General features: G+C 35.6%; 8 protein-coding genes, 1 tRNA gene and 3 pseudogenes. 8 read left to right on the plus strand and 4 right to left on the minus strand.

Annotated features, from left to right (window positions below; all coding sequences use genetic code 11):
- Nucleotides 1–5: 5 nt before the first annotated feature.
- Together tnpC (HF197_RS06090) and HF197_RS06095 are read left to right on the plus strand one after the other, a co-directional pair.
- Nucleotides 6–1,366 (plus strand): annotated as a pseudogene (tnpC, locus tag HF197_RS06090) (IS66 family transposase).
- A gap of 328 nt (nucleotides 1,367–1,694) precedes the next feature.
- The gene (locus HF197_RS06095) at nucleotides 1,695–3,809 is read left to right on the plus strand and encodes an FtsK/SpoIIIE family DNA translocase (RefSeq protein ID WP_168464653.1); all 2,115 of its coding nucleotides are present in this window, start codon (nucleotides 1,695–1,697) and stop codon (nucleotides 3,807–3,809) included.
- An 11-nt stretch (nucleotides 3,810–3,820) separates the two neighbouring features.
- On the opposite strand, the gene purC is transcribed toward HF197_RS06095, so the two are convergent.
- Nucleotides 3,821–4,540 (minus strand): phosphoribosylaminoimidazolesuccinocarboxamide synthase, encoded by a 720-nt coding sequence (gene purC, locus HF197_RS06100; protein WP_168464654.1) that lies wholly within the window; start codon nucleotides 4,538–4,540, stop codon nucleotides 3,821–3,823.
- A 117-nt stretch (nucleotides 4,541–4,657) separates the two neighbouring features.
- Between purC and lipB the strand changes: the two genes are divergently transcribed.
- Nucleotides 4,658–5,275: a lipoyl(octanoyl) transferase LipB gene (gene lipB / locus HF197_RS06105; RefSeq protein WP_168464655.1), complete on the plus strand. Its 618-nt coding sequence runs from the start codon at nucleotides 4,658–4,660 to the stop codon at nucleotides 5,273–5,275.
- Between the two features lie 352 nt (nucleotides 5,276–5,627).
- Nucleotides 5,628–6,674: pseudogene (locus HF197_RS07670) on the plus strand (ankyrin repeat domain-containing protein); the annotation flags it as partial.
- Between the two features lie 97 nt (nucleotides 6,675–6,771).
- On the opposite strand, the pseudogene tnpC (HF197_RS06120) reads toward HF197_RS07670, so the two are convergent.
- Together tnpC (HF197_RS06120) and nuoH are read right to left on the minus strand one after the other, a co-directional pair.
- Nucleotides 6,772–8,132, minus strand: a pseudogene (gene tnpC, locus HF197_RS06120) (IS66 family transposase).
- A 108-nt stretch (nucleotides 8,133–8,240) separates the two neighbouring features.
- The gene (nuoH, locus tag HF197_RS06125; protein WP_369800007.1) at nucleotides 8,241–9,281 is read right to left on the minus strand and encodes an NADH-quinone oxidoreductase subunit NuoH; all 1,041 of its coding nucleotides are present in this window, start codon (nucleotides 9,279–9,281) and stop codon (nucleotides 8,241–8,243) included.
- 165 nt (nucleotides 9,282–9,446) lie between these two features.
- Between nuoH and HF197_RS06130 the strand changes: the two genes are divergently transcribed.
- The 4 genes from HF197_RS06130 (at nucleotide 9,447) to HF197_RS06145 (ending at nucleotide 13,649) form a co-directional block, all read left to right on the plus strand.
- Nucleotides 9,447–9,519, plus strand: a tRNA-Lys gene (locus tag HF197_RS06130).
- Nucleotides 9,520–9,537: 18 nt separating this feature from the next.
- Nucleotides 9,538–10,812 carry an NADH-quinone oxidoreductase subunit NuoF gene (gene nuoF / locus HF197_RS06135; protein WP_168464658.1) on the plus strand — a complete coding sequence of 425 codons (1,275 nt, stop codon included), beginning with the start codon at nucleotides 9,538–9,540 and terminating at the stop codon, nucleotides 10,810–10,812.
- A 106-nt stretch (nucleotides 10,813–10,918) separates the two neighbouring features.
- Nucleotides 10,919–11,608 carry an ankyrin repeat domain-containing protein gene (locus HF197_RS06140; protein WP_168464659.1) on the plus strand — a complete coding sequence of 230 codons (690 nt, stop codon included), beginning with the start codon at nucleotides 10,919–10,921 and terminating at the stop codon, nucleotides 11,606–11,608.
- Nucleotides 11,595–13,649, plus strand: coding sequence for an ankyrin repeat domain-containing protein (locus HF197_RS06145; protein ID WP_168464660.1), 2,055 nt, complete (start codon nucleotides 11,595–11,597; stop codon nucleotides 13,647–13,649). The genes HF197_RS06140 and HF197_RS06145 overlap by 14 nt, the downstream gene beginning before the upstream one ends.
- Before the next feature lie 120 nt (nucleotides 13,650–13,769).
- Here the strand turns inward: HF197_RS06145 and HF197_RS06150 are convergent, their stop codons facing one another.
- On the minus strand, nucleotides 13,770–14,180 hold the full coding sequence (locus tag HF197_RS06150) for a hypothetical protein (RefSeq protein WP_168464661.1): 411 nt from the start codon (nucleotides 14,178–14,180) through the stop codon (nucleotides 13,770–13,772).
- Between the last annotated feature and the right edge of the window lie 58 nt (nucleotides 14,181–14,238).

Below are 14,238 nucleotides of genomic sequence, written 5' to 3' on the forward strand. Positions count from 1 at the left end.
GTAATATGGTTGATCTTTTAGAATTTTGCGAAAGTTTAAGCAGACTATAGAAAAGTTAGAAACAAAAATAGAAGAGCTTAAAGCAGAAAATAAAGCGCTAAGGATCGAAAACGCTGAGTTAAAAGAAAGGCTTGGCTTAAATTCAAAAAATTCATCTATACCAAGCTCCAAAGAATTATATAAGATGAGGGAAAATAAGCCAAAAAGTGACAGGAAAGTAGGAGCACAGGTTGGACATAAAGGCAGTTACCGCCCTAAAATGGAGGCAGATGAGATGGTAAAAATAGAACTGCCCAATACGTGTGAGTGCGGAGGAGAAATTGCGGTATCAAAAGATCCGTATACTCATCAAAAGGTCGATTTGCCGGAAATCAAGCCGTATGTAGTTGAATATCAACTAGAGCATGGACGTTGCAAAAGATGTGGAAAAAGAAAAAGTAGCAAGCTACAAGAAGGAGTAACTGCGGACACATTTGGTCCAAGAGTTAAGTCAGTAATTACAGCATTAAGTGGATTTTACAAGAATTCGAAAAAAGAAGTGGCAAATATTATAAAGGACATTTTCAACCTGGATATCAGCGTCGGTAGTGTATCAAATAGCGAGGCTAGAGTGGCAGAAAAATGCCAAGAAGCATATGAGCAAATTGAGGAAGAGGTAAGCAAGAGCAAAATTTTACATATCGATGAAACTAGCCATTACAACAAAGGTAAACAGGGCTGGTGCTGGATGTTTGCGAGCAAAATAGGAAGTGTGATCAAATTGACAGAGTCAAGAGGGATGAAAGTCCTGGAAAATAGTAAATTTGGAAAGAATAACAACCTAGTAGTGACCGACAGATATGCAGCTTACAACTACTTTTCCAGCAAGAAAAGGCAGGTCTGTTGGGCACATTTAGCAAGAGATTTTGAAAGGTTGTCTCATAGTTGGAATAGCGAAGTGAAAGTTTTGGGGTATTATTTAAGGAATGTTGCTACTGAATTATTTGCATTGAAAAAAGCTCTGTTAAAGGATGAAATAGACACATTAAGGTTCATAAGAAGAGCAAGAAAATTACGCAAGCGAACGAGATATTACTTAAAGAATATATCAAATTTACCCGAGGCAATTGGAGCGTCTCGAGTAGCAAAAAATATCATGAAATCGGATCTGATGATGTGGAAATTTTTGGACGATCCAGAAAATATTCCACTGACAAACAACTATGCTGAGCGACAGATTCGGCATTACGTTGTTTACCGAAAAGTTTCATATTTTACACAATCGAAACGGGGAAATATGTTTCTTGAGAGGATAATTTCATTGTACTTGACTTGGAGGCAAAAGAAGTTAAATCCTTTTCAAAACCTACTGGCTATTGCTTCTTAAGCCATACACCTGAATGGATACCTATTTTCTTTAAAAATATCATAACTAATATATAAATTTTATCTAATATTCTTAACTTTTGTCGATTTTTTAATAGAATTATGGGAAATTATATGAAAATCAGTTATTTCCAAAACGGAAATAACTGGTCTTTAAAAGTATGTTGCCACATAATGATAGCGTTAAAGTTGTAATTTTGGAGTTTATGGAAGCTTTGGTGTTTGTACAGTTGTGTTTGGAATTATAAAATTTCTGCAAATCATTTATGATGGTATTGCTAATGGCAATTCATGTTGTAAAATATACAATAATTGACTACTTTAAGTAGATGCTAAAAAGATACCTAAAATCAGCAGTATATTTATCGCTTTTGTTATATGTATATATATCAGTTTTTAGCTATAACTATAAAGACTCATCCTTAAATACAACAACAGGTGAAGAGGTAACAAATTTAGGTGGAGTAATTGGCTCATATTTGGCTGATGCATTGGTTCAATTTCTTGGCTTAACTAGCATTGCAATAGCTACAACTGTGGCCTACTTATTGATTTTTAAGCCACCAAAGATGCTACTAAAAATTCTTTATTTTACTCTGATTAATTTAGGAATATGTGCTGTGTTGCCTGAGCTTTCATTGGATATCACTGGAAAATACAAGCATGGCGGAATAGTAGGGAATGCGCTAATTGACCACTTCCCATTTTATGTATTTCAGGTGGCAACATCAATAGGTACTATAGGCCTAATTGGATGGAAAAGAGTGATTTATACCCTGCTTCTTCTGTGTAAAAAAACTGCTTCCTTTCTTTGGAAAATTATGTTTTTTAGGTCACGCAGAACCACTGAATATTCTGTTGTGCCACCAGTAGTAGAAGAAAGATATAATGCTCAGATAACCACTAAACAGCCACCAAGAGAAAGGCGGGAAAGGATTAGTGAAGAGCCGTCAAGTGAGTTTGAGTTTCCGAGCATTCATTTACTGTCTAAAGCAAGGGAATCTGTGCAGAAGAAAGAATTGAATGAAATAGAAAGTAATAAAAACTTATCTCTCTTAGAGCAAGTGCTTAATGATTTTGGCGTGCAGGGGAAAATTATCAGTATATGTTACGGGCCGGTTGTAACTCTCTACAAACTTGAGCCTCAGGCTGGCACGAAATCAGCAAGAGTGATTGGTCTTGCAGATGACATTGCACGTTCAATGAGCGCACTTTCAGCACGCATCTCAATAATCCGCGGCCAAAATGCTATGGGAATAGAGTTGCCAAATAAGGAGCGAGAAATTGTAATGCTGCGTGATTTGCTTGAGTCAACTGAATATCAGAATGCAAACTTAAATCTTCCAATTGCACTTGGTAAGGATATAAGTGGAAAGCCTATTATTGCAGATCTAGCAAGAATGCCGCATCTACTTGTTGCAGGAACTACAGGATCTGGTAAGTCAGTTGCAATTAATACTATGATTCTTTCGCTTGTATATCGGCTAAGCCCAGATGAATGTAAAATGATAATGATTGACCCAAAAATGCTTGAGCTTTCAATATATGATGCAATACCGCATTTAATAGCACCAGTGGTTACAGAGCCAAAGAAAGCTGTGATTGCGCTTAAGTGGATTGTGAAAGAAATGGAAAATCGCTATCGCATGATGTCATATTTAAATGTACGTAATGTTATAAATTACAACCAAAAAATTACAGAAGCTATAGAAAGTGGAGTAGAGTTAGAACGTGTTGTGCAAATTGGCTTCAACTCAACAACAGGTAAACCTTTGTTTGAAAAAATACCGATAAAAATGGAAACATTTCCATATATTGTAGTCATTGTTGATGAAATGGCAGATCTGATGCTTGTTGCTGGAAAAGAAATAGAGTGTTCTATCCAGCGTTTAGCCCAGATGGCCCGTGCTGCAGGGATACATATAATAATGGCCACACAACGTCCATCTGTTGATGTAATAACTGGTGTAATCAAGGCAAATTTTCCAACTAGGATAAGTTTTGCTGTTACTTCTAAAATAGATAGCAGAACAATACTTGGCGAGCAAGGTGCTGAGCAGCTGCTTGGCATGGGTGATATGCTATATATGTCTCCGGGTGGAAAGATTGTTCGAGTTCACGGTCCCTTTGTAAGCGATGATGAGGTGCAAGACATAGTTGATCACCTTAAAATGCAAGGCGAACCAAACTATATGGAGGAAATCACCAAAGAAGATGAAAATTCTTCTGTAGAGTCAGAAGATGGAGCGGAGGACAATGAAAGTGACCTCTATAATCAGGCAGTTGCTATAATTCAAAGAGATCAAAAAGTTTCAACTAGTTATATTCAGCGACAACTTAGAATAGGTTACAATAGGGCTGCAAACATTGTAGAGAGAATGGAAAAAGAAGGCATTGTCAGTGCTCCTAATTATTCAGGTAAGAGAGAGATATTGGTTGATTAATTTCTATAGAGCTATATCCTAACTGATAATCTTTCTGCGACTTCTAAATACGCTGCTTTTAAATCACCTAAATTCAAACGGAAGACATCCTTATCTAATTTTTTGTGAGTCTTTTTGTCCCACAATCTGCAATTGTCAGGGCTAATTTCATCTGCTAAAACAATTTTTGTATTATCATTTACTAATCGGCCAAATTCCAACTTAAAATCAACTAGATCTATGCCAATGTTTGAAAACAAGCGGACTAAAATTTCATTAATTTTTAAAGTAATAGCTTTAACTTCTTCTAACTCTTTGTTTGATAGCCAAGAAAAATATAATATGTGACCTTCACTTATCATTGGATCAGCTAAACTGTCGTTTTTATAGAAAAATTCGATTATGGGAGATGAAAGTTTATCACCCTCTTTTATGCCAAAACGCTTGCAGAAACTTCCGGCTGCAATATTTCTTACTACTACTTCGATGGGTATTATTTTTAACTTTTTTACTAATTGTTCTCTATTACTTAGAACTTTTATAAAATGTGTATTAATTCCTACTTCTTCAAGCTTTCCCATGATAAAGGTGCTGATACGGTTGTTAATTACCCCTTTGCCTTCAATAACTTCGTACTTTTCTTTATTGAAGGCAGTGACGTCGTCTTTAAAGTATTGTATTACAGTTAGTGGATCTTCAGTTTCAATGATAGACTTTGCTTTACCTTCATATATTGTTTTATTTAGTGGCATGTTCCAAATAGCTGTTTGTTGTCATTATATCAATTTATTGTCGTATTTACCACAAATTATGCAGCCAAACTATCTCAATTTATATATAATATGTATTAAAGAATAAAGAGATGTAACATGGTAGAATGGCTAATATCCGACAAATCAGTTGATTATAATTACGCTGTGGAATTCATGGAAAAGAGAATTCGGCAAATTCATAATAATTCAGCAGACGAACTGGTATGGCTGCTTGAGCACCCTCCATTATATACTGCAGGAATTAGTGCAACGGGCGGTGACGTGGTTGAAAAATTGTTTCCTATATATAAAACGGGCAGGGGGGGTAAATATACGTACCATGGTCCAGGACAGCGTGTTATCTATTTAATGCTAAATCTTAAAAAAAGAAACAAGTGTGATATAAAACTTTATATCAGGGATTTAAGTAGATGGATAATAAGCGTCTTAAAACACTTTGATATATTAGGAGAGTGTAAGGAAGATAGAATTGGCGTTTGGGTAGATAATCATGGAGCAGAAGAAAAAATCGCAGCTTTTGGTATTCGCATAAGAAAGTGGATAACCTACCATGGTATAGCACTTAATATTTGCCCAGACCTTTCTCATTATATGGGCATTATTCCCTGTGGATTGCAAGGATATGGAATCACATCAATGGAAAAGTTGGGGGCAAAAGCCTCGCTTGCTGAGTTGGATGGCATATTAAAGCAAGAGTTTCATAAGATATTTTGATAAGAGCATTAGAGCTTCTGTGGATTTCAAAATTACAACTTTAACGCTATTACCATGCGGCAACATACTTTTAAAGACCAGTTATTTCCATTTAAAGGGCAGTTATTTCCGTTTTGGAAATAACTGGTTTTTCATACAATTTATCATAATCTTGATTAAAATATTAATGAAATTAAGAGTATTAGATAAAATTTACAGAAATGATAAGCAGGTCTGTGAAAGCTATATTATTTTACATAACTAGTATACTAACTATTTACCATAATATAAAACTATTGAATTATAAGTTTTAAAATGAGGTAATTTATGAGTGATACACCAGAACTAGAAAAACGACTTTTTTTATGCTGTTTACAGGGGAAATATCGATGTAATTAAAGAGCTGATAGAAGCTGGAGCAGCGATTAATGCATTGGACGAGGAAGAATGGACTCCTCTACACTTGGCTGCTTATGGTGGTGGTGAGGAGGTAGTAAAGTGCTTACTTGAAGGTGGAGCAGATATTCATGCAACAGATAAATATGGCTCCACACCTTTACATTTTGCTGCTGAAGAAGATAACGAGGAGGCAGTGGAGCTTCTACTGAAAGCAGGAGCAAATGTTCATTTAGTGGATAATTAAGGATCTACTCCTCTACACTTGGCTGCTGAAAGAGGTAATAAAGAGATAGCAGAGTTTCTAATTAGAGCAGGAGCTGATGTTAATGCGAAAGATAAAGATGGGTGGTCTGCCTTACATTTTGCTACTTACGACAGTAATGAAGCAGTAGTAAAGCTTTTGCTGGCAAATGGAGCAAATATTTATGCAAAGGATAAATATGGCTCTACTCCTTTACATTTTGCCGCTGAAAAAGGTAATAAAGAGATAGTAGAGCTTCTAATTAAAGCAGGAGCTGATGTTAGTGCGAAGGATTACCTTGGAACGACTCCTTTACTTTCAGCTATTGAAAACGGCCATATAGAGTGCAGTAAAACTCTCATTAGATATATTGTACTCAAAAATCCTGAAGCAATAAAATCAAGTTATATTACTAGCAATGCTGAGCTATTTGAACTTTGGGATTATTGTCAATATGATGTATTGAAAATGCAGAATGAAAAAATTGGTAATAGTGATGTATCACTTTATCAATTCTTACGTGAAATAGATAAAAGCAAATTAGTAGGCTATTTATTGGACAAACACTCTTGCCTATGGGAGGAATTAGAAAAGGATCTATATATAGAAAGATTCCCTTATACTTATCCTATGTATGGTGGTATAATAGAAGGCATGATAGAAAGTCAATATAATAAAGGAAAGGCTAGTTGTCCAAAGGTTCTACGTAATGATATTCCCAGTAGAATGTTTGAAAATATAACTTGTGAGTTGGTTGGTAAGCAGCAGGGGCAGTATTAAACCCTGTTTCATGTGTGAGTTTGCTTCTGTACAGCTATCTAAAAATCAAAATTTTGTAACAAAAAACCCTTAATTAGTATCCATTCAGGTGTATGGCTTAAGAAGCAATAGCCAGTAGGTTTTGAAAAGGATTTAACTTCTTTTGCCTCCAAGTCAAGTACAATGAAATTATCCTCTCAAGAAACATATTTCCCCGTTTCGATTGTGTAAAATATGAAACTTTTCGGTAAACAACGTAATGCCGAATCTGTCGCTCAGCATAGTTGTTTGTCAGTGGAATATTTTCTGGATCGTCCAAAAATTTCCACATCATCAGATCCGATTTCATGATATTTTTTGCTACTCGAGACGCTCCAATTGCCTCGGGTAAATTTGATATATTCTTTAAGTAATATCTCGTTCGCTTGCGTAATTTTCTTGCTCTTCTTATGAACCTTAATGTGTCTATTTCATCCTTTAACAGAGCTTTTTTCAATGCAAATAATTCAGTAGCAACATTCCTTAAATAATACCCCAAAACTTTCACTTCGCTATTCCAACTATGAGACAACCTTTCAAAATCTCTTGCTAAATGTGCCCAACAGACCTGCCTTTTCTTGCTGGAAAAGTAGTTGTAAGCTGCATATCTGTCGGTCACTACTAGGTTGTTATTCTTTCCAAATTTACTATTTTCCAGGACTTTCATCCCTCTTGACTCTGTCAATTTGATCACACTTCCTATTTTGCTCGCAAACATCCAGCACCAGCCCTGTTTACCTTTGTTGTAATGGCTAGTTTCATCGATATGTAAAATTTTGCTCTTGCTTACCTCTTCCTCAATTTGCTCATATGCTTCTTGGCATTTTTCTGCCACTCTAGCCTCGCTATTTGATACACTACCGACGCTGATATCCAGGTTGAAAATGTCCTTTATAATATTTGCCACTTCTTTTTTCGAATTCTTGTAAAATCCACTTAATGCTGCAATTACTGACTTAACTCTTGGACCAAATGTGTCCGCAGTTACTCCTTCTTGTAGCTTGCTACTTTTTCTTTTTCCACATCTTTTGCAACGTCCATGCTCTAGTTGATATTCAACTACATACGGCTTGATTTCCGGCAAATCGACCTTTTGATGAGTATACGGATCTTTTGATACCGCAATTTCTCCTCCGCACTCACACGTATTGGGCAGTTCTATTTTTACCATCTCATCTGCCTCCATTTTAGGGCGGTAACTGCCTTTATGTCCAACCTGTGCTCCTACTTTCCTGTCACTTTTTGGCTTATTTTCCCTCATCTTATATAATTCTTTGGAGCTTGGTATAGATGAATTTTTTGAATTTAAGCCAAGCCTTTCTTTTAACTCAGCGTTTTCGATCCTTAGCGCTTTATTTTCTGCTTTAAGCTCTTCTATTTTTGTTTCTAACTTTTCTATAGTCTGCTTAAACTTTCGCAAAATTCTAAAAGATCAACCATATTACCTCACAGCCACTCTAGTTTACCTTTTTAGCATTCCTTGTCTACTCTTTATTTTACCGCCCGGCTGAATGGATACTTTTGAGGAGATGAAATAAATTGAAATTATTAACTTAGGGTAGCAGGTAAATTCCCAGTAAACAGCAATACCCCTGAAATTAACACTACCCAAAGTACTGATATTGGTAAAAACACTTTCCAACCAAGACGCATCAGTTGGTCATATCGATAACGAGGTATTGTTGCTCGAATCCAAATAAATACGAACAATAGTAGCACTATTTTCAAGATAAACCAAATTAATCCTGGAATCTTATAGAGTAAACTAAAATCAAGTGGTGGATACCATCCTCCAAGAAAAAATATCGTCATCATAGCACTTGCTAAAATCATGTTTGCGTACTCACCAAGGAAAAAGAGAGCAAAGGGCATAGATGAATATTCAACGTTATATCCAGTCACAAGCTCTGATTCTGCTTCTGGTAGATCAAACGGATGACGGTTTATTTCTGCAAGCAAAGAGATAAAAAATATTATAGCAATAGGTAGCATTAGCAAGTCAACCCAAAATGGCATATTGTGCTTTGTAGCTACCATTTCTCCAAGATTTAATGTACCAGTTGTAATAACAACCGTGGCAACTATTAGACCTATTGAAACTTCATATGAGATCATCTGAGCAGCTGATCTTATTGCACCAAGAAAGGCATAATTGGAGTTGCTAGACCAACCTGCAATGATAATACCATATACCCCTAAAGAAGATATTGCAAGTACGTAGAGTACACCAACATTAATGTTTGCCATCACTTTAGGAATCACTGTTTGCTGTCCATTTTCTATAATTACTTCAGCACCAAATGGTATAACTGCCCAAGCAATTAACGCTAAAATAAAAGTAAGCATTGGCGCCATAAGGAACAACAAAGTATTTGCCCTAAATGGTATTATTGGCTCTTTGATTAATAGCTTAATTGCATCTGCAAATGGCTGCAGTAAACCGAATGGTCCAACAACACTTGGTCCATGTCTTAATTGAATTGCACCAATGACTTTACGCTCAAAGTATACCAGATATGCCACTGAGAGCAGTAGTGGTACAAGGAGAAAAAGAATTTGTATTATTAGAAGCATAAAGCTTGTGTACATTAAAATAACGTAAAATGCAAGTATTGAAGTTGCGTTTTAATTGTATGCAATTGTATAAATTTTATGTTTTTTATCATAAGTACAGTTCATTTATTTAATTATATGTGAAAATTTTAGTTTGATTAAAATGGATAAAAGCTGTATTTATACTCAGTATAGCTAAATGATCCCGTAGCTCAGCCGGTAGAGCAACTGACTTTTAATCAGTGGGTCGCGCGTTCGATTCGCGCCGGGATCACTTGAAATTTTGAAATGCATGCTGAAGGCACAAAATAGAATATTCACTAACCTAAACGGTAAAGAAGATCCATTGCTTAAAGGTGCAAAAAAACGTGGTAGCTGGCAAAAAACAAAGGAGTTTCTAGATTTAGGGCCAGAGAAAATTATTGATGAAGTAAAAAAATCTGGTTTAAGAGGAAGAGGAGGAGCTGGATTTCCAACTGGCTTAAAATGGAGTTTTATGCCAAAAAACCTTCCAAAAGAACAACCAACTTATTTAGTAGTAAATGCAGATGAATCTGAACCTGGCACATGTAAAGATAGAGATATATTGCGATATGAGCCACACAAGTTACTTGAAGGAATTGTTCTAGCAGGAAGGGCAATCAATGCATCAGCTGCTTACATCTATATAAGAGGTGAATTTTATAACGAATATTTAGTTTTAAAAAAAGCGCTTGAAGAAGCTTATAAAGGAGAGATGGTTGGAAAAAATGCCTGTAAGTCAGGTTATGATCTTGATGTATTTATTCACCGAGGTGCAGGTGCTTATATATGTGGAGAAGAAACAGCCCAACTTGAATCCATAGAGGGTAAAAAAGGCTTTCCTCGCATGAAGCCTCCATTTCCTGCGGGTGTTGGGCTTTTCGGTTGCCCAACTACAATAAACAATGTTGAAACTATAGCTATGGTTCCTGATATCATGAACCGTGGAGGGGAATGGTTTGCTTCTCTTGGTAAACCAAACAATTCTGGTACTAAAATCTTTTGCATTTCAGGGCACGTGAATAATCCATGCAATGTTGAAGAAGAACTTGGGATTCCATTACAGGAATTAATTGAAAAGTATGCAGGTGGAGTGCGTGGAGGTTGGGATAATTTGCTCGCTGTTATACCTGGAGGATCTTCAGTACCATTAATTCCAAAGTCTATATGTGACACTATTGAAATGGATTTTGACTCCCTAAGAAATGTACAATCTGGTCTTGGTACTGCGGCTGTGATAGTTATGGATAAGTCAACCGACATAATAGCAGCTATAGAGAGGTTGTCACACTTTTACATGCATGAATCCTGCGGACAATGCACACCATGCCGTGAGGGCACAGGGTGGATGTGGAGAATCATGAAAAGAATGGTAGCAGGAAGTATTCAACCTGGTGAAATAGATAAGCTACTTGATCTCACAACTCAAATAGAAGGGCATACTATCTGTGCACTTGGTGATACTGCAGCTTGGCCAATTCAAGGGCTAGTTAGGCACTTTCGTCATGTAATTGAAGAAAGAGCAATTCAATTTTGTCAGAGTTAGAAATTTTATCCTTCAGCTAGATTTATTTCATTTATGTAATATTTTTCTATACATTTTGGATAAATTACTATAATTAACGCATTATGTAAATAATAGTTATGGCATTATGGTAAAAAAACACAAATATCAAAACAACAACAAACCTGCATCGTTTAAGCTTAAAGAGTTTGGCTCTACTGCTAACATAATACCAGAGTATAGTACTTCAGTAGACATGGAGGCTGTAAGGTACAATCAGCCAGTAGAAGAAACTTCCATTCAAACGGAACCTAACGTAAAAGCAGATCACGCTGTCAGTGAGCAGGAGTTAAAACACTATTACATGGCATTCAAAATCAATGGCTATAGTAACAATGCCAGCTTAAATAAATGCATAAACTTCTTTAGCCAGGATAAGAATCTAACACTCTTGCATTTAGCAGCACAAGACGGCAATGTAGATGCTATTAAAAATTTAATAAAAAGAGGAGCAAAATTTACAAAAGATATCTATAGAAAAACGCCTCTGCACTACGCATCTATTGATGGTAAAAGTGAGGTACTAGAAGTTCTTATTAAAATGTTGAGATGCGATAGAAGTGAGATTAACAGACAAGATCAAGAGGGCAATACTCCGCTACATTATGCATCCAACGTGAATTGTGTACAGTGCCTTACAGCAAATGGAGCAAGAATTATAAAAAACAACCAAGGTCATACTCAATTTCATACTTTTGCTATACGGGGTTTAAAAGAATGTGTTGAGTACTTGATATACAATTTAGGTAGTATCCGCGATCTTGATGCTAGAAGATAATGAGCATTGTGCATTTCTACATTACGCTGCCAAGTCTGGTGTTGGTATATATTTCATAAAATACTTATACCAAAAAGGTTTAACATTTATAGATGATGGTGAGTTAATAGCTGATAAAAGCGGCAGGAGCCTACTGTTTTATGCTGCAATGAGTGGAAATTGTCAGTATTTCATAGATTTTTACACTTTACTGATTTCAGTACAGGGATTTAACTCAGAATTTGAGATTGGCAGGAAAGACAAGGATGGAGCTACAATTTTGCATCACACCGCACAGTCAGACGGAGAAGAGTTATTAAAATTTATAATAGATCAGGGAATTAAAAAAAGAAATCCTACTCATTTAAGTGATGGCAATAGTTCAATTATTAAAAACCTAAAAGGTCGGTCTCTACTGCATTATGCTGCTCAAAGTAACACTAATAACTGCCTTAAATTTCTTATAAGCCAATTAGAAAGAGATAGGACAAAATATACAATTGATCTTGCGCAAGAAATAAATACGCAAGATGAAGATGGTAGTTCACCTCTACATTGTGCTGGTAGAGTAGGAAATAAGGAGTGCATTGAATTATTACGCAAAAAAGGAGCAAATATTTACCTTGTTGATAAGAATGGAATGAATTCATTGCATATCGTTTCTATGCACGGACACATGTTTTGCGCCAAATTACTTATTTTACATAATCAAAACAAACAAGATTATGTTAACAGTAAAACCCATAACGGTGAAACACCATTACTTTTAGCAATTAATGAAAACCACCGAGAGTGTGCTGAGCTATTAAAAAGTGCAGGCGCAAATGTTTATGCCTGCAGTAACATGGGAGCTACTATATTACATTACGCAGCTCGCGGAGGTATAGAGTGCCTTGAGTTTGCTATAACAACGCTGAAAAATTGTGGTCGAGTGCACAATATTAACGCATGTGATGAATATGGCAGAATGCCACTGCATTTTACAAGAAATAAAGAATGTTTTGAGCTTCTTGTACAAAATGGTGCATATTTTGCTGAGCAAGGAAAGCTCATTCGTGATTGTCATAATAAAACCATATTGCATCATATTGCTACAGTTGGAAACATAGGCTTTATGGAATTTATTTTAAAAGAGTTAGAAAAGTATAGGGTTAATGTTAATCAAGAGGTTAATTATCGGGATGAAGATGGCAGAATGCCGTTATATTATGCAGTACATTGCCAAAACTTAGAGACGGTTAAATTACTTTTAGATACCAATACTCAACTTGCAGCCAAAGAGATAAATAACTGTGTTGAAAGCGGGACATATAAATTGTTGATGTATAACGTAGCAAATAAAGACAAGATTCTTCACACCAAAGATAAATATGGAAAGACAATTTATAACTATGCGTTGGAGAGTGATGAGATTGCCATGTTAGAGTTATTTCTGGAGTTTTCTTTTAACATGGAAAAGTTAAAGGAAAAATTTCATGATAAGCTTGATAATCAATTTATGAGAAAATTTGCTTGCTTTAGTTCAATTTCAGGTTTGATTATGTCTCTCTTTAGCATTAGGTTTTATGCTAGAGGTGATTTTACCGGAAGGCGAGAGTTGTCTGATTTTGTTGTCTCTATTAGTATTTTTCTTTCCGTGCTCACAACTTTAGTAGTATTTTGCCCCGCAGCTAAAAAAACTAAGATTGGAAAAATAATGAGTGAATATGAAGCAGAAGCGAAAAAAATTACTGCTAAAATTAATGACATTGAACAAGAAAAATCTAGTAATGCTCAAAGTATAGAAGAAAAACTGCAGCAATATGTTGAAGCGGCGGTTGGAGAAGGTAATGCATCAAACGATCAAAAAAAATGTCTCGATGAACTAAAGAAGGAAAGTGAAGCTTTCTTAATAGCTAAAAAAATATTTTCAAATCTTTTTGCAGACTTAATCACTAGAAGCAATAGACCTGAGCCTACAGAATCCTGGATAAGTACACAAAAACGCTGGGAAAGTGCAATAAGACAGATCATTGATGACATAAAGGAAAAGAAGGAAGAAGATTGCATTACAAAGTTGTAAAGACATTACACCAAGTCGTAGGAGAATTGGTGTAGTTTAAAGAAAGCTAAACAATACTGCACGAAAAACCAGAAGATTTCTTTAAACTAGCTTGAGAATCCCAATCAACAGAAAAGTATATTAAGGATGTTTACCAGTATCTTCTACCTTTGTAGCGCTACTTTTTTTAAGCTTACTTTTAGGCGTGAAAATTTTTGAAAGAAGCCATTCAATTATTGTTACGGCAGGAGGATTTACTTGCTTTACTTTCATTTCTGTGCCACCATACTTTATATCATCAAATATAGGATTTACTTTCCTTGTGGTTTTTGGAAATAAAGGTGCAACCTTGGCTGCATCATGCTTTTTACTCACATTTGAAGCAGTGTTTTGAGCTTTTGATTCATTGATTTGTGCAGGTAAAGGTTTAATCCTTGTTTTATCAAGCTTTTCACCCGTATTTGAGGTAGGGTTTTGGGCTTTTGACTCGTTGATTTTTGCAGGTTGTGGAAATGAAGATCCAACATTGTTTTTGTCATGCTCTTTTTCCATCTCTTATGTCATTATGTAATATTATTAATATTACATAATGATTATTAATTTATGGTTA

Source organism: Wolbachia endosymbiont of Ctenocephalides felis wCfeT (genome assembly GCF_012277295.1).
In the GTDB taxonomy this organism is placed as follows: Bacteria; Pseudomonadota; Alphaproteobacteria; order Rickettsiales; family Anaplasmataceae; genus Wolbachia.